Origin of the sequence: Psychrobacter celer (assembly GCF_016107555.1) — a bacterium.
Lineage (GTDB): Bacteria > Pseudomonadota > Gammaproteobacteria > Pseudomonadales > Moraxellaceae > Psychrobacter > Psychrobacter celer.
The window spans coordinates 40857-61640 of the sequence record NZ_JABASU010000013.1 but is presented as its reverse complement, the minus strand read 5'-3'; the positions used below and the strand labels follow the sequence as shown (position 1 = coordinate 61640).

Annotated in this window: 20 protein-coding genes; 9 read left to right on the top strand and 11 right to left on the bottom strand. The window is 49.1% G+C overall.

Annotation, left to right across the window (positions count from 1 at the left end; all coding sequences use genetic code 11):
* Window positions 1–170 precede the first annotated feature (170 nt).
* Complete coding sequence (gene nfuA, locus JFC05_RS07695; protein WP_198336449.1) at window positions 171–854, bottom strand: Fe-S biogenesis protein NfuA; 684 nt, start codon at window positions 852–854, stop codon at window positions 171–173.
* A gap of 554 nt (window positions 855–1408) precedes the next feature.
* Here nfuA and JFC05_RS07690 point away from each other — a divergent pair.
* The 4 genes from JFC05_RS07690 (at window position 1409) to JFC05_RS07675 (ending at window position 6002) form a co-directional block, all read left to right on the top strand.
* Window positions 1409–2386 (top strand): alpha/beta fold hydrolase, encoded by a 978-nt coding sequence (locus JFC05_RS07690; protein ID WP_198336448.1) that lies wholly within the window; start codon window positions 1409–1411, stop codon window positions 2384–2386.
* A 202-nt stretch (window positions 2387–2588) separates the two neighbouring features.
* Window positions 2589–3635, top strand: a complete 1047-nt coding sequence (locus tag JFC05_RS07685; RefSeq protein ID WP_192994724.1) for a bifunctional nicotinamide-nucleotide adenylyltransferase/Nudix hydroxylase — start codon at window positions 2589–2591, stop codon at window positions 3633–3635.
* Between the two features lie 163 nt (window positions 3636–3798).
* Window positions 3799–5193, top strand: coding sequence for a nicotinate phosphoribosyltransferase (locus JFC05_RS07680; protein WP_198336447.1), 1395 nt, complete (start codon window positions 3799–3801; stop codon window positions 5191–5193).
* Window positions 5187–6002, top strand: a complete 816-nt coding sequence (locus JFC05_RS07675) for an SGNH/GDSL hydrolase family protein (protein ID WP_198336446.1) — start codon at window positions 5187–5189, stop codon at window positions 6000–6002. The genes JFC05_RS07680 and JFC05_RS07675 overlap by 7 nt, the downstream gene beginning before the upstream one ends.
* Window positions 6003–6093: 91 nt before the next feature.
* Here JFC05_RS07675 and JFC05_RS07670 read toward each other — a convergent pair whose 3' ends face one another.
* Window positions 6094–6372, bottom strand: a complete 279-nt coding sequence (locus JFC05_RS07670; protein ID WP_198336445.1) for a type B 50S ribosomal protein L31 — start codon at window positions 6370–6372, stop codon at window positions 6094–6096.
* A gap of 430 nt (window positions 6373–6802) precedes the next feature.
* On the opposite strand from JFC05_RS07670, the gene JFC05_RS07665 reads away from it, so the two are divergent.
* Both JFC05_RS07665 and JFC05_RS07660 read left to right on the top strand, forming a co-directional pair.
* On the top strand, window positions 6803–7891 hold the full coding sequence (locus JFC05_RS07665; RefSeq protein WP_198336444.1) for a GNAT family N-acetyltransferase: 1089 nt from the start codon (window positions 6803–6805) through the stop codon (window positions 7889–7891).
* A 744-nt stretch (window positions 7892–8635) separates the two neighbouring features.
* On the top strand, window positions 8636–10159 hold the full coding sequence (locus JFC05_RS07660; protein ID WP_198336464.1) for an FAD-dependent oxidoreductase: 1524 nt from the start codon (window positions 8636–8638) through the stop codon (window positions 10157–10159).
* 195 nt (window positions 10160–10354) lie between these two features.
* Here the strand turns inward: JFC05_RS07660 and JFC05_RS07655 are convergent, their stop codons facing one another.
* Window positions 10355–11038: an LOG family protein gene (locus tag JFC05_RS07655; RefSeq protein WP_100749016.1), complete on the bottom strand. Its 684-nt coding sequence runs from the start codon at window positions 11036–11038 to the stop codon at window positions 10355–10357.
* Window positions 11039–11355: 317 nt separating this feature from the next.
* On the opposite strand from JFC05_RS07655, the gene JFC05_RS07650 reads away from it, so the two are divergent.
* Complete coding sequence (locus JFC05_RS07650) at window positions 11356–12267, top strand: alpha/beta hydrolase family protein (protein WP_198336443.1); 912 nt, start codon at window positions 11356–11358, stop codon at window positions 12265–12267.
* Window positions 12268–12290: 23 nt separating this feature from the next.
* On the opposite strand, the gene JFC05_RS07645 is transcribed toward JFC05_RS07650, so the two are convergent.
* Window positions 12291–13028, bottom strand: coding sequence for a putative quorum-sensing-regulated virulence factor (locus JFC05_RS07645; RefSeq protein WP_227697466.1), 738 nt, complete (start codon window positions 13026–13028; stop codon window positions 12291–12293).
* Window positions 13029–13199: 171 nt separating this feature from the next.
* Here JFC05_RS07645 and JFC05_RS07640 point away from each other — a divergent pair, with 171 nt between their 5' ends.
* A complete protein-coding gene (locus JFC05_RS07640) occupies window positions 13200–13820 on the top strand; it encodes a M23 family metallopeptidase (protein ID WP_227697465.1) in 621 nt (206 codons plus the stop codon).
* Between the two features lie 87 nt (window positions 13821–13907).
* Here JFC05_RS07640 and phoR read toward each other — a convergent pair whose 3' ends face one another.
* The 3 genes from phoR to dtd all read right to left on the bottom strand — a co-directional run bounded on the left by phoR (window position 13908) and on the right by dtd (window position 16517).
* Window positions 13908–14987, bottom strand: a complete 1080-nt coding sequence (gene phoR, locus JFC05_RS07635) for a phosphate regulon sensor histidine kinase PhoR (RefSeq protein WP_105244216.1) — start codon at window positions 14985–14987, stop codon at window positions 13908–13910.
* A 182-nt stretch (window positions 14988–15169) separates the two neighbouring features.
* Window positions 15170–15874: a phosphate regulon transcriptional regulator PhoB gene (phoB, locus tag JFC05_RS07630; RefSeq protein ID WP_198336442.1), complete on the bottom strand. Its 705-nt coding sequence runs from the start codon at window positions 15872–15874 to the stop codon at window positions 15170–15172.
* Between the two features lie 187 nt (window positions 15875–16061).
* On the bottom strand, window positions 16062–16517 hold the full coding sequence (gene dtd, locus JFC05_RS07625) for a D-aminoacyl-tRNA deacylase (RefSeq protein ID WP_198336441.1): 456 nt from the start codon (window positions 16515–16517) through the stop codon (window positions 16062–16064).
* Window positions 16518–16627: 110 nt separating this feature from the next.
* On the opposite strand from dtd, the gene asd reads away from it, so the two are divergent.
* Entirely contained in the window at window positions 16628–17464 is an 837-nt protein-coding gene (gene asd, locus JFC05_RS07620) for an archaetidylserine decarboxylase (RefSeq protein ID WP_198336440.1), read from the top strand.
* Between the two features lie 41 nt (window positions 17465–17505).
* Here asd and JFC05_RS07615 read toward each other — a convergent pair whose 3' ends face one another.
* From JFC05_RS07615 to fadA, 4 genes are all read right to left on the bottom strand, one after another.
* Window positions 17506–17667 carry a hypothetical protein gene (locus tag JFC05_RS07615; RefSeq protein WP_198336439.1) on the bottom strand — a complete coding sequence of 54 codons (162 nt, stop codon included), beginning with the start codon at window positions 17665–17667 and terminating at the stop codon, window positions 17506–17508.
* The gene (locus tag JFC05_RS07610) at window positions 17664–18302 is read right to left on the bottom strand and encodes an HD domain-containing protein (RefSeq protein WP_198336438.1); all 639 of its coding nucleotides are present in this window, start codon (window positions 18300–18302) and stop codon (window positions 17664–17666) included. Before JFC05_RS07610 ends, JFC05_RS07615 begins: the two co-directional genes overlap by 4 nt.
* Before the next feature lie 297 nt (window positions 18303–18599).
* Entirely contained in the window at window positions 18600–19175 is a 576-nt protein-coding gene (locus JFC05_RS07605) for an isochorismatase family protein (protein ID WP_192992908.1), read from the bottom strand.
* Window positions 19176–19481: 306 nt separating this feature from the next.
* On the bottom strand, window positions 19482–20654 hold the full coding sequence (gene fadA / locus JFC05_RS07600) for an acetyl-CoA C-acyltransferase FadA (RefSeq protein ID WP_198336437.1): 1173 nt from the start codon (window positions 20652–20654) through the stop codon (window positions 19482–19484).
* Window positions 20655–20784: the final 130 nt, after the last annotated feature.

Here is a 20784-nt window from a genome sequence, read left to right as displayed (position 1 = left end):
AAAAAGCTGAGTTAATCATAACTCAACTTCTTTATGAAAAGAATAGCAAATCATTCATCTCTTAACGACAAAAACTCATAAGCAACCATACTATTTGATCTAAGTAGCTTTATTTAAGATTTAAGTAGCGTTGTCTAAGTTGAATGGTTTGAGCGACTTTGCCGAGCCGATTATTTATAATACGCATTTTCAGTACGGCTGTGGTCGGTTTCGTCAACCACTTGCGTCAGCTCAGGAATCTGCTGCTTAAGCTGGACTTCGACACCTTGGCGTAAGGTCATATCCACCGCTGAGCAGCCCTGACAGCCACCACCGAACTTTAGCACGGCTGTCAGACCAACGCCTTCTTCGTCGATCAGCTCTAGCAAGTCCACCATACCGCCGTGCGCGGCCAAGCCTGGGTTAATCTCTGATTGCAAGATATAGTTGATACGCTCTTCGACACTGGCATCAGCACCGACCTTTGGTACTTTTGAGTTTGGCGCACGGAAGGTGAGCTGCCCACCAAAACGGTCTTTATTATAATCAATCACCGCATCTTCTAAGTACGGCACTGAAGCCGCCTCGATAAACGCCGAAAAATCGTCATACGTGAGCACCAAATCTGCGCTGTCTTCTTCGCCTGGCTGATTGTACGCCATGCAGCACTCGGCGCGCGGCGTACCTGGATGCTCAACAAAAATACGGACACCGATACCGTCGGTGTCTTGCTTGGCCAACAAATCGGCCAAATAACCTTGCGCCGACTCTGTGATAGTGATGTTACTTTTTACTTCCGCTTGCTCAGTATCTAGCGCTGACTCATAGTCTGCTGACTGATCCAACTGATTAGCAGCTTGATTGTGCTCACTCATAATGTTTCCTATGTGTTTTGACACAAACGCGATACCTGTCGTGGCTACTGTGTCGTGAATGTAGAGTGTGTAACGATAAGGGGGTACCAACTGCACCGATTTATCATCTGATGGGCGTGTCTGTCACGGGTTGCTCACGCCGACCAAGGCTTTGTGGCACTTATACTCATTATTATAGCGTATTCAGGCGACAATTCCGACTGCTCCACTGTGAATTAACACCGCTTGCAGACAGACTTGCCCTGTGTCTGATCGTTGATATGCTCTCCTTTATATAAAGACGACTCTCATATTTATCAAGCAGCACCTCCGAGGTTGTTTCTCAACGCTTGACGCTTTGACCTCTAATGCTCTAATCCCTGAAATTCCTGATGCCTTAATTCCTAGCGCCTTATTTCTGACACCTTTATTATTTATCGCTCAATTTGCTTCATTCATATACTCATTTGGCTAGGTTGGTCACAAAACGGCCATCAAAGACTCATCAATTATGGTATAACTAAGCGGCAGTTATAGGGATATTGTGATAAAAACTGAGGGTAAAAGAGCGCTTTATGATGACACGGACGCGGCATCTTGTGACGACCAAGGACGACGAGCAAATAGCCGTTTGGCGGGTAGCAAACAGTATCAAACAACACGCAGATGCAACGGCTGGCGCACCTTGCACCCCTGACACAAGCGTCAAGGCACAAAATATATTTTTGACCCATGGCACCTTTTCAGACAAACAAACCTGTCTAAAAATCGCCGAGCATCTGGCCGGTCTAGGCCATCAGTGCTACATCATGGAGTGGCGCGGTCATGGCGACAGCCCAGCGCCTAAAGAAGCGTTTGATTTTGAGACCGTCGCAACCTATGATTATGAGGCGACTTTTCGCTACTTTTTTGATGAATTACAACTCAATAATCTGCACTGCGTCACCCATAGCGGCGGCGGCGTGGGCCTAACGATGTTTTTGATTCAATATCCAGATTATATCGATAAAATCAACAGCGCCACTATGTTTGCCTGTCAAGCGTTTGGGGCGGCCGCCAGCCCTATCAGCTACGCCAAGATACTTGCCGCCAAGCTTGTGACAAAAGCGGTCGGTTATATCCCTGCCAAAAAGCTCAAACTGGGGCCGATCAACGAAAGCTATCACACCATGAACCAGTGGTTTGATTGGAACTTGCAACAAAACTTTAATAGCAGCCGCAAACAGTTTGCCGACAATGCCCCTTTTGATTATCGACAGCACATGCCGATGGTTACGATGCCTATCTATGCCATCAGTGCCAAGGGTGATAACTTCATCTCCCCAACCGCTGGCTGTCGGCAGTTTTTTGATGCCTTTAACCGCGCTACTAATAGCAGCCCTTCTTCTGCCCCCACCTCTACTAATAATAACGCTACCAATGTCTTTCGAGAGTATGCGCGCAGCCGTGGTGATTTAGACGATTATACTCATAGCCGCATTATGATTAGCCGTCATGCAGCGACAGAGATTTGGCCAACGGTCGCCGCTTGGATCGAACAGCACGCCAGATGACTTGATCGTTATAGCGCCAGATGATCACCACCGTAAAGGCGTTAGCGTCTGCTCGATCCTTTTTTGGTAAATCAGCAAACCCATACACTGTATAAAACATCTTTGCACTTGTCAGTGGCACTGCTGCTGTGTCAGTATTGGCAGCATGGTTTTTAGCCTTTATTTTTATTAATGACATATCAATGGCAGGACAGTGGCACATATGGGTGATTCAGTAGAGCAGCAAACAGATAAGCGCAGACACTATCGTTATCTGGTCTTTATCGGACGTTTTCAGCCTTTTCATCGAGGGCATAAAGCAGTCGTCGACGAGGCGCTACAACGCGCTGATGAAGTGATTATGCTGATTGGCTCAGCCAACCTACCACGCAGCCTACGCAATCCTTTTAGCGTCGCTGAGCGTGCCGCGATGATTAAGGGCGCGTACTCATCTGCTGATGCCGCGCGCATCCACTGCGTGGGGTTAGATGATGCACTATATAATGACACGCGCTGGCTTCAATACGTACAAGCCGGTGTCAAATCTGTCACAGGTGATTTGCAAAGTGATATCGGCCTGATAGGCCACTCAAAAGACAGCTCGTCGTATTATCTATCATTGTTTCCCAACTGGGATTCTGTCTCCGTTCCCAATTATCACAACCTATCAGCCACACCTATCCGCGACAGCTATCTGATGGGGGCGACGCCAACACCTGAGCGTACGCCTGAGTCCACCCGTCAAGTGCTCGATGATTTCAAAAAAACTGAAGACTATCAACAGCTGCACGAAGAAGCCGATTTTATCGATAAATATAAAAGACAATGGCAGGCTGCGCCCTATCCGCCCACCTTTATGACTGCTGATGCGCTGATTGTACAATCAGGCCATATCTTATTGGTAGAACGCCGCAGCATGCCAGGACGTGGGCTTTGGGCGTTGCCCGGTGGGTTTGTGAACCCAAAAGAGACCTTGTTTGATGCCTGTATCCGTGAGCTACGCGAGGAGACACGGCTCAAAGTCCCTGAGCCAGTATTACGCGGCTCTTGCCATAGTCAGCATACCTTTGACGATCCGTACCGCTCCGCGCGCGGTCGTACGATTACCCAAGCGTTTTACTTTCAGCTAAAAAACGACCCAAAAGGCTTGCCCAAAGTCAAAGGCGGCGACGATGCGGCCAAGGCTTTTTGGCTACCGCTGGCTGAGCTGGACGCCACCATGATGTTTGAAGACCACTATGCGATCATTACCAAAATGGTAGGGCTATAATAGGCAAACAGTAGGCAAACAGTGCGCTGAGTCTTTATGATTATTGTGTTAAAAGCAGGCTAAGTAACGTTTTCATGCCGGCACCGATAGACGGTAACGGCTCACCGCCGCAGCTGCCATATAACAAGGCAGCCGCGGCATCTCAACGCAGAGGAGTTCTGTGATGTACACTGGCAATCTGAGTAACTTAATCTTAAATAGCGACAGCTACAAGACCTCACATTGGGTGCAATACCCAAGCGGTAGTGAGTATCTGTCGAGCTACATTGAGGCGCGTAAAGGCGACTACGACGTGGTGTTTTTTGGTCTGCAAGCTTTTATCAAAGAGTACCTCAGCACCCCTATTACCCATCAAGATATCGATGAAGCCGAAATGGTCATTCAAGCGCATGGCTTGACGTTTAACCGTGCAGGCTGGGAGCGTTTGGTCGATAAACACGGTGGCTACCTGCCACTACGTATCGAGGCCATCCCTGAAGGCAGCATCGTCCCTGTCTCAAACGTCGTCTGCCAAGTCATCAATACCGATCCTGAGTTTTACTGGCTACCAAGCTATATCGAGACCGCACTGCTACGCGCTATTTGGTACCCCTCCACCGTCGCTAGCGTCTCGCATTACTGTAAAAGCATCATTCGTCAGGCCCTAGAAAAGTCTGCCGACAATAGCGACTCGCTTACGTTTCGGCTGCATGATTTTGGCGCGCGCGGTGCCTCTAGCCAAGAATCAGTCGCTTTAGGCAGTTTGGCACATTTAGTAAACTTTGCAGGGACCGACTCGATGACGGCGCTGGTCGCCGCCAGCCGTTGGTATCGGATGGATAAAGACATGCCAGCGTTTTCGATTCCGGCCGCCGAGCACAGTACCATGACCGCTTGGGGCCGCGACGGCGAGACAGCCGCCTTTGCCAATATGCTTACGCAGTTTGGCGGCGCGGGCAAAAGTGTCTCTGTGGTCTGTGACAGCTACGACTTATGGAACGCCATAGATAATATCTGGGGCGGCCGTCTCAAAGACGAAGTCCAAAACATGGGCGGCACGCTGGTCATCAGACCAGACAGCGGCGAGCCTGCCAAAGTGGTACGCGAAGCTTTAGAGCGCTTGGCTGTGAAATTTGGCACCACCATCAATAGTAAAGGCTATAAGGTATTGCCAGATTATGTGCGTCTCATCCAAGGTGATGGTATCAGCCCAAACACTTTGGGCAGCATCATCGATGTGGTGCTAAAGGCTGGGTTTAGCGCGGATAACATCACCTTTGGGATGGGCGGTGGATTATTGCAGCGAGTCAACCGCGACACCATGAGCTGGGCGATGAAAGCCAGCGCCATTTGTATCGATGGCGTTTGGAAGGATATCTATAAGGACCCTGTGACCAGCCGCTCAAAACGCTCAAAAAAAGGCCGCTTGGCGTTGATCAATCAGACCCAAGGCCAACCAAAAACCATCAAACTTGACGACTTATCGACTGCTGACAACCTACTATGCGATGTGTATGTCGACGGTAAGCTGTTGATCAACGACAGCCTGACCACCATTCGGGAGCGTGCAGGATGGTAGGTTCTCTAAATTTATCCAAAAAAGATATGCTGCTTGCGCCAATTTATCTGTATCAAGGTACCAAGGTCAAACGTGATACGGTACGCCTCCCTGAGCCTACCGGTGAGAGATGCGGCCGGGTCACTCTAGTATCAGCGACTAAGACGCTCGCCCAAGCATCGAAGCCTGTGCTACAGTTGATGATCGTCGGCGACTCCGCAGCAGCAGGGGTCGGGACGTTGACACAGCAAGAAGCGCTGGCAGGCAAGCTAATCCCCATTCTGCAGCAACAGCCAATTATTCATAGCCAGTTTGCTGAGATCGTCTGGTCGTTGCAGGCGACGACGGGGCACACCAGCTTTGATATTTTGCGGCGATTGTATGTGCTGTCTGCGCCCAGCGAGCCTGTTGATCTCATGGTTTTGAGCGTCGGGGTCAATGACACCACAGCGAACGTCTCCCCCGACCAGTGGCAACAGCAACTCGAGCAGATCATCACCATTGCTCAGCGCAAATTTGGCGCGCGCAAGATTGTTTTCTCAAGCCTACCACCGATGGCGCAAATGCCAGCACTACCCGCGCCGCTCAACGCCTTTATCGGTGCCAAAGCCATGGCACTCGATAAGGTATTGCAAAACGTGTGTCAGGCTCAGGGCGGTGTACACTACATGGCCGCTGACTTTGCGATGATGGCCGAAATGCACAGCGGCAGCGGCCCCATTGATAGCGCGGCGATGTTTGCCAGTGATGGCTTTCACCCCAGCAGCTTGACTTATGGCTTGTGGGCGCAGCAGTTGGCGGCGCTAATCGCACAGCTCCTTGAGCGCTAACAGATGCTGGCTGATTTGACATAAAAAAACCGCTGATTATTCAGCGGTTTTTTTTATACTGCGCCATATAACATGACGCGATAAGCGCATATTACTCAGCAGAGTCAGCCGCTTTTTTGCTACGGCCACCGAATGCACCAAAGCGTTTGTTAAAGCTAGCAACACGGCCTTCAGTAGAGGTTTTACGCTGCTCGCCTGTATAGAATGGGTGCGATGCACTTGAGATATCAAGTGGGAAGTATGGATATTCTTTACCTTCGTACTCACGAGTGGCTTTTGTGCTGACCGTTGAACGAGTCAAGAAAAACACATCAGCGTTGGTGTCGTGAAACAAAACTTCTTGGTAGGTAGGATGGATATCTTTACGCATAATAATCTCTCTATGTCCGATGTATGTATCAGGCGGCTTGATGAGCAATCAAACACATGCTGGCATACGTAACTGAGGCACTAAGGACATGTCTAAGAGTGGCAACTGCATCACTGGCTTATTCCAGCACCCAACACCACGCCTCTGTTCACTTAGCCTTTCCCCAGCGGGAAAATCAAACCGCGATTTTAACGGTTTTTGGCATTTGATGCAAGAGCGTGTCCCAACTTTGCGCGGCATCTTTTACTCACACTAGAGCCGTGCTGGCCCTTCTACGCCGCTCCCTGCTAAATTAAAAACCTGTGCTCATACTTTTATATTCAATATATTACATAAAATCCTTTCTCTTCTTGTTTACCCCTTGGTTTGTTGATATATTCTTATATACGTATTTATGAATATATAGACAAACCTCTGAGGGAGCAGAAGGATGGATACCGTACAGATAGATTTTCTTAATATCGATCAACAGTGGGACGAAAAGATAAAACACTGTCATTTTGATATATATCATTTATCAGGCTGGGTGGCGGCTTCGGCGATAGTCGATAAAGGCACGCCGATGGGACTGATGGCCACCTATAAAAACAAACAACTTTTTTTGCCCATTATCATCCGCAAAATAGACTCAGCATACTGGGATGCAACCACCACTTACGGCTATGGTGGCCCACTGATGGACAAGTCGCTTAGTGATGCGGAGGCAGATTATATGCTGCAAGCAGTGAAGGAGCGGCTTTTTGCTAAAGGCTGCGTGTCGTTATTTATGCGCCTGCACCCTATTATCAATAAAGACTGGATACCGACGGTTGGTAAGGCTTTGACTCATGGCCTTACGCTGATGTCTGATCTGAGTCAGTCTGAGGCCGCGCACTGGAGCGAGACGCAAAACCGTCATCGCCGAGGCATCAAAAAAGCCATCAAGCATAATGTCGTGACCAAAATTGAGCGGTTGACCAAAGCCAGTGCGCTGGTGTTTTCTACCATTTATAAAGAAACCATGGCGCATGTGCAGGCCGATCAATACTATTTTTTTGATGACGATTACTTTTTTAATCTGCTAGAAAACCTACAAGACCGGATACTACTCATCACCGCCTATCAAGATGATACGCCGATTGCGTCTGCTATTTATACCCTCTGCCGAGAGTCTGGCATCATGCAGTTTCACCTCGGCGGCACGTGCGGTGCCTACTCTCATCTGCAGCCCTCCAAGCTAATTACTCATACCGCCCGCAGTTGGGGTAGAGAAAATAACTATCAAATTCTCCACTTAGGCGGCGGTGTGGGCGGGGCGCTGGATTCTTTATACGAGTACAAAAAAGGCTTTAGCTCACAAGAGTTGCTGTTTAAGACCTATAGGCTCATCATCAACCCAGACAAGTATGCCAAGCTGGTAGCCGCGCGTAGACTGACCCCAGATGAGTCACATTCAGACTTTTTCCTCTTATATAGAAAACCTGCCACCACCGAGCCTGCGGTAAAAACCGCACCAGCTGAAGCGCTCGCAGATATATAGAGCGCCCTTGTCACGTCCGTCTTTTATACGACCATCATCTTAATCACCATCACCCTAACCGTCATAAGCCAACACAAAAAGCAGCCACCATCATGGCTGTTCTTGACTAGGGCATATCTTTATTTTAAAAATGTGGATAAAAGTAAGACACATTGCTGTCAAATCAAAAAAGTGAGTACCGGTAGCGCTATCGCTGTTTTAAGGTTTGTTCACTATGTAGCGCAGGCTAAAAACGCGGCATTTTTCTTAATGTGTACTGTTACAAAAGCCGGATTATTTTACAAAAGTCAACGCTACTTGCAGCGGTCACCCTTTATCGTTTGAGCTAATTTTTATTCTAAAACCACTAGACTGCCTACCTTTTATACCACGGCGCCTTATCGCTTTATACAGGCTCTGGGTTGTCTTGCTCTCGGCTCTACTGACAAAACTCATGCATGTACTTACGTATTTGTCATCTTATGCTCGCCTCAACTTTCGTAAAATACCCCCTATATTAAAACAGCTTTATACGAATGATCAGCATTGACTAACAATGACGATAAGATGTTGAAGTTGGCGATAGGCGCACGCATATCAAAAGCGACCGACCCTATAATTAATAAGTGCAGCCTAAGCGCGGCTCAGGCTATTAAGGATATGACAACGACAATGACGCAATCCGTTTATCACAACACCAACTCTAGCCATAGCGGCATACCAGCCAATACAGCCACTGATGAAACATCGGCGAAGACGGCGGACATGCCGCGACCGGCAAAGCGTGTGGGTATCTTAGGCGGCGGCACGGCAGGCGCGACGATTGCCATTCGCCTGGCTGCATTGGGGCTTGAGACGTATGTGTTTGAAAAAAAACAATCTCTCATCGACGGCCCACCAATGTGCCACTTGCATGCCGGCGGCAACTTGTATCGCGAAATCCCTGACGAAGACTGCGTCGCCTTACTCAAGCAGTGTATCGATATTTTGCGCTTATACCCTTATACCATCGATGTGCGCCCCACCGTGTTTGCCGTCCCGACACGCGATGAGGGCCTGCCTGAGGATTTGTTACCACGCCTTGATATTTTGACAGACGCCTATCGCGAGCTGATCGCGCAGGACCCAAACAATAAAGTCTTGGGCGAGCCTGAGGACTACTATCAGCTCTATAACCATGAGCAGTTGCTGGCGCTGGCCGAGCGTGAGCAAGTCGCCATTCCTCGCACCTTCGATGAGTGGATGATACCAGTTGCCAAGTATCTGGATTTAAACAAAGTCAAGTTCCCGCTTATCGTCGTCCAAGAGTACGGCTGGAATATCTTTCGCCTCGCCGCGTCAGCACAGCTGGCATTGGCAGAGTATGAGCACGCTCATGTGTTTACCGATACGACGGTGACACAGGTCATGCCTGTCGATTGTGAAAACTGTACAAACGCCGATCACCATGTGACCAAATGGCGCATCGACTACCAATCAGCAAGCAGCTCGACAGAGGCGGTGCAAGAAGACGCTATCGAGGTCGACTACCTGATCAATGCGTGCGGATTTCGTACGGGCATCATCGATGATATGGTCGGTGTCGCCGTCACCCGTATGGTCGAATTTAAGTCCTCCTATATCACCCACTGGGGCGAAGCTGGTGGTCAGATACCCGAGATCATCGTCTATGGCAATCGCGGCACCCCTGAGGGGATGGCGCAGCTGACGCCTTATCCTGATGGTTATTTTCAGATTCATGGCATGAGTCATGCCATTACTTTGTTTGATGATGGGTTGGTGGCGTCGAATACTGACAGCGCCCAGCCCAAGCTACCACAGCAGTACGTACACTACATCGAGGATGGCTGGGACAAAGCGCCGCTACAAGCGCGTAGCCAACAAGCCATCGAGTATGTGGCGCAGTTTGTACCGACCTTTCATAGTGCTCGTAGCGTTGGCAATGCCCTGTATGGTGGGCAGCAAATTCCTGGAGAAGACGATACTTTGCGCGTCGCTGACGTCAGTTTGTACGCCGATATCCGCTATGCCCGTGCAGAAAACGTCAAAGCCTCCTCGACCTTGATTGCAGCGGATCAAATCGTCAATGAGCTGGCTGAGCTGGGTTTAGTGACAACAGATACGCCCGCAAACCGTCACCGCTATGCTCATAAATGGCCATATCTGACGCACAACGATAGCTTGACCATCGATAGTGTGGCTCGCGAGCTGGCTGAGCAGCGCGGTTTTCCAGTGGCCATGGCGGGAGTAAACCATGGTATCCGTGAGGCCATACCGTCTAGCTTATGAGGCATCGCTTATCTTGGCTTATTTTTGCTTCTATCCCGCTCACAGCGCAGACGAGGCAAAACTCCTACTCAATAATTCAATAAAAAAAAGCGCAGACCACCGCTATTAGATGGTCTGCGCTTTTTGGCCTCTGAGCGTCTTGCTCTCTAAGAGCCTTAATCTCTGAGTTTGGCAATCTGTGAGACTTTGCACACTTTAGCTTTCGCTGCCCGCCATCTTTTCGGTATCGACAGCATCGTCGATGGTGACCACCGTCTTTAGCATTTCAATCGCTTCACCGATGGTATTACACACCACCAGACGCGCCAAATCTTCTTGCTTCATAAATCCTTGCTCAGCGGTATAGGCCAAGTGCTCTATCATCCGGTCATAAAACCCATTGATATTCAGAATAATCATGGGTTTTTCGTGCTGATAAAGCTGACGCCACGTGGCAATCTCCATGATCTCCTCGAGCGTGCCAAGCCCACCTGGTAAGGTGATAAAAGCATCGGCATACTCTGCCATGACGGTTTTGCGCGTATGCATGGTGTCGGTCAAATGTAGGCGCGTCAACTGATTGTGAGCGATTTCGTGTTTGAGCATAAAGGTTGGAATCACACCGACCGCTTGAGCGCCGCCGTTGACGACCTCATCCGCCACCGCCCCCATCAGCCCGATGCTAGCACCGCCATAGACCAGACCCATGCCGTTTTTTGCCAGCGCAAGTCCCAGCTCGCGAGCGGCTTGCTCATACACCTCATGATTACCTAGGCGCGAGCCGCAATACACCGCAACCAGCGGCATGGTCAGTGAGGATTTATCGACGGCTTTTTCGATATTGGTGATATCTTGACTGGTGATGACTTCATAAGTGTCGTTATTGATTTTCATTTGCATAGTGCTTCCTTAATTTTTATATTATTGTTTTTAGGTGAGTGCTCAGTTGACTGATGACGATAAAAATGTGACAAAGCGCCGCTCCAGTCATAGCGTATAGAACTTACAAGTCATCATTGCCCGCCTCACCTACCCTCATTTATCTTAACATAAGCGGTGCTGTTACATGAGATTGATATCATCAAAGCCGCGCATCAGAGTCTCATAACGGACTGACCATCACGCCGTTAGAGCCAGCAGAGCTGCCCAAACCTTGTAGCCGCCACAATCATAAAACACCAGCCCCCACACTATAGATCAGACCATAAGGCCAACTCATGGAAGAACCGAAAAACTCCCTACCAACAGACAGCCATGTCATAAAAACCGATGCCCTGAGTATCATGACTGAACGCAATCAGCCGCTAGCCGCGACAGTATATCGCCCGCAACATACAACAAAAGCGGCAGTCATGATAGCGCCTGCCACTGGTATTAAACGTCAGTTTTATCACCACTTTGCCACTTATTTGGCCACGTGCGGTTTTGGTGTATTGACCTTTGACAACGAAGGTATCGGCGAGTCGTTAAGCACTGAGCTGCCCAAATGTGACGCCTCATTGATCAGTTGGGGGCGTCATGACCTGCCAGCCGTGCTTGATGCCCTGCAAGATGAGTTTGCCGATACCACATATCACATCATCGGTCACAGTGCCGGCGGTCAGCTGATTGGCTTGATGCCAAACTATCGGACCGTACAGTCTGTATTCAATGTCGCCTGCTCGTCAGGGCAAATCAAAAACATGGACATGCCCTATAAGCTCAAGGCCATGGGTTTTATGGATGCTTTTATTCCACTTAGTAACTTGGTATTAGGCTATACACCAGCGGATAAAATCGGTATGGGCGAGCCATTACCACGCGGCGTTGCTCGGCAGTGGCGCGAGTGGTGCAATGGCGCAGGCTATATCAAAACCGCCTTTGGTCACAGCATACATACTCATTTTTACGATGAGCTTAGCATGCCCGCTTTGTGGCTAGGGTTTAGCGACGATGATATCGCCAACAGCGACAATATAGACGACATGATACGTGTGTTTACCAAGATGCCTGCCAAAAAGCGTTTTTATACCCCGCAAGATTTTGGTTTAAGTCATATCGGTCATATGCGCTATTTTAGTCGCCGCACCCATGAAAAAGCCCCAGCACTATGGCAAATGGCGGTGGACTGGTTGGAGCAGCAGTGTTAGGGCATGGCTTTTTAAGGCATGCGTCAATCTTTTTGCGCATCTTCTGCTTTGACACGTTGGCGTAGAGCAGAGTACAGCGACGGCTGCAAATTATGGATATTACCTAGCATCCACTTGATATAGCCAATGGGCACTTCGGTGATAAGTCGGCCTTTATATTTGCCAAATGGCATCCTACTGGCAGGATTGGCTTGATTGGCGATGGCATGAGCCGCGGCAAAGTCTGTCGGCGCGATTTGTAGACGCGTGCAGCATGCTTGATACAGCAAATAACACATACGGGCGTCACCCAGCGCATCATGGGCGGCGCAGGTCAGCTCACTCGCTGCAGACTTACCCAGCAATTGCTCGATACATTTAGACTGACTGTAGTAGCGCCACTCTGGGAAGGCCACACGGGCGAGCCGCACCGTACAGATCAGCTTGGTAGTCGGACGGCCTATCACGCGCCAGTCAAAGCGCACATTATGGCCGATGAGGTAGGTGGGCAAATCAAACGCTTGTAGATCAAAACGCTCAAGACCCGCCACATCATCGTCGGTGATACCGTGTACTTTGATGACCACCGGTGAGATGGCACGGCCACTATTAAAGTACTTCATCCACTCAAACCCCGTCGCTACGTTGATGGTAGCAACCTGAATCGGTCTTGGGTCACGGCCTTGATCGGTTTCGGTATCGATAACCAAAGCAGTATCAGTCAGACTTGGCATATTGAGGCAATCAGTCATAAAGCTCGCTGTAGCACGTTGGGTATCCATAATCGATAACAGTCTGTTTTATCCAGCGCAAACAACGCACGGTATCCCATAGACTGCCTTGTTGTTTATGGGGCTAAAAGCCAAAGATAACAAGCAGATATAACAATGCGATACAAACCTGCTAGCGCAGGTCTCTTATAATATCTATGACCATACTGACAAAGGATCGCTATGATCGCCGATGGCAACAAGCCACCACCAAGGCCCAATCCACCACCGCGGCCTAGGTTTTTTCGCCGCCTGCTCAAGCTGCTGATTAGAGCAGCAGTATTGTTGATGTTATTGTTTGTATTAGACAGATTATGGCCCAGCATCAGCCAGCAAACCCAATCCTTTGTCATCGCCAAATGGCAACAGCTCAGCTTATTGCAGCAAGATCTGCCAACAGAAAACAGCCTGCCCTCGCCACTGCCTCAGCAAAACCTAAGCGACACGTGGGGCGCAGCGCGCAGTCAAGGCCGCACACACGAAGGGATCGATATATTTGCCGCGCGAGGTACACCGATACAAACGACGACAGCAGGCATCGTCAGTAAGGTTGGCGAAAACACCCTAGGCGGGCGTGTGGTGGTCATCGTCGGTCCTGGCGGCGCTGGCCACTACTATGCGCACTTAGAGGAGTATGCCGATATCGCCCCCAATGACTGGGTCGATGCGGGTGATATCATCGGCTATGTCGGCGATAGCGGCAACGCCAAGGGCACACCGCCGCACGTACATTATGGGATTTATATCCAAGGCAATGCGGTCAACCCCTACCCGCTTTTGCAAAAATCCGAGCCTGCCCGGTAGCCTGTCATGATAAGCACGACAATTGCTTGCGTATCCATCTGACATTGGCTAATAGCCATCAAATATTATATTAATAGCCATCAAACCTCAGCTAATGGCCGCAGAGCGCACGTAATTTGGCGGAAACACCGCACTAAATGTCGAGCCGCTGCCTTCTACCGACTTGATTTGTAGGTTGGTTTCATGCTGATATAAGACGTGTTTGACGATAGCCAGCCCTAAACCTGTGCCACCTGTGGCACGGCTACGACCCTTGTCGATACGATAAAAACGCTCTGTCAGGCGGGCAATGTGCTGCGGCGCAATACCGATGCCATTGTCCTCGACGGCGAAACGGCAACCCTCTGCTGTTTTGGTCCAGCTGACGGTGATATCGCCACCTTTTGGCGTGTATTTAATCGCATTGATTACCAGGTTGGATAAGGCACTGGTCAGATATATCTCTGAGCCGTACAGCCCATCATAGGTATCTATCTGTAGATGGATGCTATGACCGTACTCTTGATTGTAGGCCTGTGCATCATCATAGATATGAGTCAGCAGCTTGATCATATCGATATAATGCAGCTCATGAGTCTCTTCGATTTCGATACGCGATAGCAGCAATAAATCATTGACGATTCTATTCATGCGCGCTGTCTGCTGGGTCATCAGCTCAAAGCCGCGCTTCCAGTGCGGCGGCATGTCTGGCTGATCCGAAAAGTTCTCTAAATACCCCATCATCACGGTCAGCGGCGTACGCAGCTCATGCGAAACGTTGGCCACAAAGTCGCGGCGCATCTCTTCTAGATGATGCAGACGCGTCACATCGTAGATGATCAATAGCTTTTCGTCGGCAAATGGGGTCAGCTCACACTTTAAATAGCGCTCAGGCGCGCGCCATGACTTTATATGTACGCCTTCGTCAGCCAGCGTCGGCGCTTGATAGTACTGACGAAACTCAGATGCGTCAATAAAGTCAAAAATACATCGGCCTTTATCTGCTGCCTGCAATAATAGTAAATCTTCAGCGGCCTGATTCCACCACTCCAGACCATCACTGTCATTGAGTAAAATCACCGCATCGCGCAGCGCCCGCAGCGCACTTCTTATTTTTTTTAATTGATCGGTGGTGTTTTGTAGCGCTATCGGCTCTGAGATATCTTGTTCCGTACATTGCTTTGACATTATGTTACTCATCCATTTTTCGTGACCTATTTTTTTGCCCTACTTGTCATCTCGTTATCATTATGATGATTATCCCTATCTGCTAATTGGCCCTTACTGATAATCACTTACTGATAATTATGGTGATTATAGCTGGACTGGCAACAGAATTGCGGCGGCTATTTTGACAGTATGAGCGCCGATCATTTGGCCTCAACAACGCTTGAGAAGCGATAACCAGTACCGCGCACCGTTTGTATCAGCTTATCGCAGTCATGAGGGCGCAGCAGTTTGCGTAGGCGTTTGATATGCACATCGATGGTTCTGTCTTCGATATAGACATTGCCGCCCCACACTTGATCAAGCAGCTGGGTGCGCGTATAGGCACGCTCGGGATGGCTCATAAAAAACGCCAACAACCGATATTCGGTCGGTCCGACATCGATGATTTGCCCAGACGCCATGACTCGCTGGCTTTTGGGGTCGAGGCTTAACTTGCCTATCTCAATAGTCTTGTCGGCGCTCAAAGCATTGCTACGGCGCAACACCGCTTTGATCCTTGAGATCAGCTCGCGCGTCGAAAAAGGCTTGGTCATATAATCATCTGCACCCGCATCCAGACCGTGCACCTTGCTGTCCTCTTCGCTTTTGGCTGTCAGCATGATGACGGGTATCTCAGCGAGTAGCTCATCACTTTTGAGCATACGACAAAAATCAATGCCGCTTTTGTCCCCAGGCAGCATCCAATCTAGCAAAATCAGCGCTGGCCGATGGTCGACCACTTGTTGGTGCGCCTCTGATACGTCCGTTGCCTGCAAGCTATCAAAACCGGCCATCTCTAGCGTCATTACGACCATCTCGCGGATTGCAGGTTCGTCTTCAACAATCAAAACTTGCTCATTATACATAAGGTATTCTCAGTGATAAGGGACAAAACAGACGTATAAAAAAGAGCGATAATCACTCGCCACTGCTTGCCTATTAAACGCGGTAATTGTGACAGTTTGATGACATTTGTCATTTAAGCGGCTGCTATAGACCAAGCCACTTCCCTTAAACAGATGGCACTCACCATCATGATTCACATTTGATGTTTTAGCTCACGTCTAATATAAAATTCAGTGGTCCATCATTGATACTCGCAACCTGCATGTCTGCGCCAAACTGACCCGTCGCTACCTGAGGGTGCTGACTGTTGGCATAGTCGACTAGCTGAGCAAACAGCACGCGCGCCGCCTCTGGTGGCATGGCACCGCCAAAATCAGGACGCCGGCCTTTGTCGGTCTTCGCCATCAGGGTGAACTGTGATATCAGCAGCAGCCCGCCAGCGACTTGCTGGACATTTTTGTCCAGTTTGCCATATTTGGTAGGGTCATCGTCGTTTTCAAAAATACGATAGCCAAGGATTTTATCAATCATTCGCTTGGCCGTTTGTAGGTCGTCTTCAGGCCCCAAACCGATATATGCCAGCACGCCGCGCTCGATACGCCCGACACAATCCCCATCGACGCTGACGCTCGCACCATGTACCCGCTGTATCAATGCTTTCATTTATGCTCCCTTACCAATTATGCTCATACAAACTTAGGCTGTCCATGATAAAATATCATCATTTATTTGCCTATTTATTACTCTCTCACCTTTATTTTGGTCGCCGTATTATGAATGTATTCACCACCTTGCAGCAGCTTGTCCCGCAACAAAAGCTCAGTAAAGTCGCTGGCCGTTTGGCTGCCAGTCGCCACCCCTATGTCAAGCGCACCTTTATTCGTAGCTTTGCAAAAGCCTATCATATCAGCTTGGATGAGTATGAGCGCCAAAACTTAGGTGCTTATGAGAGCTTTAATGACTTTTTTACTCGTGAGTTAAAAGCAGACGCGCGCCCTATCGACGCCACGCCGCATGGGATTGTCAGCCCAGCTGACGGCATCATCTCGCAGCTCGGTCAGATTGACGATCATAGGCTTTTGCAAGCCAAAGGGCGCTACTATGATATCGGCCAACTGCTGGCTGATAGCGAAGATGGGCATTATTTTGCCGATGGCAGTTTTGCCACAGTCTATCTGGCACCCAGCAATTATCACCGCGTGCATATGCCATTTGCTGGTACCTTGACCAAAACCCGCTATGTGCCGGGCACGCTGTTTTCTGTCAACAACACCACGGCTGCCAACATACCTGACTTGTTTGCGCGCAATGAGCGTTTGGTGTGCCTGTTTGATACCGCCTACGGCAAAGCTGCGGTCGTGATGGTCGGTGCGATGATCGTCGCTGGTATCGAGACAGTCGCCACTGGCAAAATCAGCCGTACCGACGATATTCAAGAGACCGAGCACGATATGAAGCTTGAAAAAGGCGATGAGCTTGGACGTTTTTATCTCGGCTCCACTGCGATAGTCGTATTACCGAAAACCGCCAAAGCCGACTGGCAAGACAGTCTGCAAGCCAATAGTGTGGTAAAAATGGGACAGCTATTGGGTATGGCTAACGCTAGATAATCTGTCTGTTTTTTAATGGCTATCTATGTGACCATAGTTGATCACTCTAAAATAAGCACAGTGCTACTGGAATGATCTTGGGTAGCATTGAAGGGTCGCAGCACGCCGATTTGTTTTTTGGCAGCGTGTGCCAGTTTTGCGCCGCTGCCGATAGGTGCCGCGGCCAGCGTTAGCCGTACCAAGCTAACGATTTTATTGGTCACGCATCGATTAGCCAGCCTTGCTTGGTCGCATAATCGATACGCTGTGACAGCCAATCATGAATAGGCGGAAAGCTGTCTTTGATAAAGGCATGCGCGCCAGCCACCTGCGAGCGCGTCACCCCCAACTCAATCCACGTTTGTCCATTGGTATTGAGGTTGAGCAAAAACGGCAATAAGCGATCCACCACCCGTAGCAGCTGCGCTTCTTCGCTATCGCCTGTCTCCTGTGCTTCCCAGACCGCTGCTAAGTTAGCAATGCCATTGCCACGCTCCGCTTGCAAGCGCGCCATGCCTTGACGCTCCTCGATATGCGCCGTATGACGCGTATTGTCGTATAAAAAAGTATCACCAGCATCAATCTCACCCAAATCATGAACCAGTGCCATCTTGAGCAGCTGCTCGTGATTGACGTCTAGCGCAAACAGCTCAGCAATCGACCAACACGCCATCGCCAAATGCCAAGAGTGCTCAGCTGAGTTTTCGCGGCGGGTGGTCTGGGTGACATAGCTGCGCCGATTGACGCGCTTTAGCGCATCTAATTCTAATAAAAAATGCGTCACATCATCAATATCGATATTATCAGCAAAGGCATTGTCATTTAAAGTTGTCGGATGGATTGAATGGTTGGATGGCATGTCTCTCTCTTAAGCAATCAGCAAATGTAGCGCTCATTTTAGTACAAAACCCGACCCTAGACGTAAAAATAGCGCTGATATAGTCGAGTTCAAATAAATCAGATACATGGCTATCAAGTCGCTCAATGAAACGTTGTTTTTCTTGCGTGCTGTGCCTACGCCGACAGAGGCTACGAAAAACAACGTTTCATCTCACGGTATCGTTTTTATATCAAATTGACTATAGTCATCAAGCGCTATTTTTATATCTGACCCACACACTTGCGGCAGCACAAACAAAGCAATTTGGTCAAGAGGCTATTTGATCAAATTGCTAATGGTTTTAAACGCCGGATCTTGACTACTGCGGCACAGCTCAAACAAGATAGACTCAACCGTGCTGATCACTCCACCTGCGCGGCGAATACGGCGAATGGCTTGTTTTTTGTCATACGGAAATCTCGAACCGACCGCATCACCGATGATGACCGGCTGCATACCGTTGTCTAACAAATCAAGCGCCGTTTGCATGACGCATACATGCGCCTCTGCCCCAAACAGCAACACAATACTGCGGTTTTGCTGCGCCAAATGGTGCCACGACTCATCGTTATCACACGCACTAAAGGTCACTTTTTCAAAGCTTTTAGCATTGTTATCTGCAAGCACCTCACGAATCTCAGGCAAGGTATCGCCAAGGCCTTTTTTATACTGCTCGTTGAGCATGATAGGGATATCAAGCGCCTGCAACCCCTTAATCAGTGTCACGGTTTTTTTGACGATATTTTCATGATCATAGATATGCGGGGTAAGGCGCTCTTGGACATCGATCAGCATCGCTTGGGTGTTTTCACGAGCGATTCGGTAAGTGCGGTCGGTAATCATGGTAGACATAGTACACTCCTTGTACGACTGACAGTTGCAACTAAAAATATTTTAGAACGAATATTAAATGAGCATTAAATAAATATTATAAATTGATATTAATAGTGTCTTGGTCACTCTTATTTAGTCACAGTTTTCTAAATGCGTCAATGGAGATACGCTTTATTGAACCCTCATCATTACTTGCACACACTTTGCGACGTGCGCCATTAACCCTCTCATTATATTCACAAAAAACCCCTAGCCATCATAGCTAGGGGTTTCTTATAACATATTTGGTCGACAAATGTTACAAATTATCTACCAATCCAAAAATTAAACCCGTTCAATCACAGTGGCGATACCTTGGCCAAGGCCGATACACATGGTTGCAAGGCCAAGCTCGGTGTCAGACTGCTCCATAGCGTTTAGCAAGGTAACCGTGATACGAGCACCAGAACAACCTAGTGGATGACCCAGTGCAATCGCGCCACCATTGATGTTGACGATGTCTTGCTTGTCCGTCAAGTTCAGCGCTTTTAGGACTGATAGGCCTTGTGCGGCAAAGGCTTCGTTTAGCTCGATGGTCTGCATGTCATCGATGCTCATACCAGCACGCTTTAAGGCTTTGTTGGTGGCTGGTACCGGACCGTAGCCCATGATAGCCGCATCACAACCAGCGACAGCCATGCTACGAATACGAGCGCGAGGCTTTAGACCAAGATCTTTGGCTTTTTGCGCGCTCATAACCAGCATCGCTGAGGCACCGTCAGAGAGTGCAGATGACGTCGCAGCAGTCACTGTACCGCCTTTAGGGTCAAAGGCTGGGCGCAGTTTTTGCATTTGCTCCATGGTCGCATCAGGGCGAATCACTTCATCGACGGTACATAGTTGCAAGCGACCATCAGCATCATGACCTTCGATGCCGATGATTTCATTATCAAAGCGTCCCTCAGTCGTCGCAGCCCATGCACGGCGATGCGATTCAAGACCAAACGCATCTTGTTCCTCACGCGTGATGTTGTTCATACGGCCCAGCATTTCAGCGGTCAAACCCATCATGTTTGACGCTTTTGCATAATGCTTGGAGGCGGCAGGATTTAGATCGATGCCATGCATCATACCAACGTGACCCATGTGTTCAACGCCGCCAATAACAAACACATCACCTTGATTAGTCATGATTTGTGCAGCAGCGGTGTGAAGTGCTTGCATAGAAGAGCCGCACAGACGGTTGACCGTTTGACCACCAGCGGTTTTTGGAATACCTGCCAATAGACCGATATTGCGACCGATGTTCATGCCTTGCTCTAGGGTTTGGTTGACACAGCCCCAGATGATGTCTTCGACATCGTTGGTGTCAAAATCGTTGCGCTCTACCAAAGCACGTACCAATTCTGCTGACAGATTATCAGCACGAACATGGCGGAACATACCGTTTTTAGATCTTCCCATCGCCGAGCGTACGCCATCTACGATGACCACATCTTTTGGACTTAAAGTTGTCATACTATCTTCCTTTTCAATTTTTATTGTCAGTGTTGTCGATTTAATCGGGCTCTATAGCCATCTATCACGCGATCCGTACATCAGTACGATAACTATCTAGATGTTTTCGCGCTGGATATTATCGCGGCAG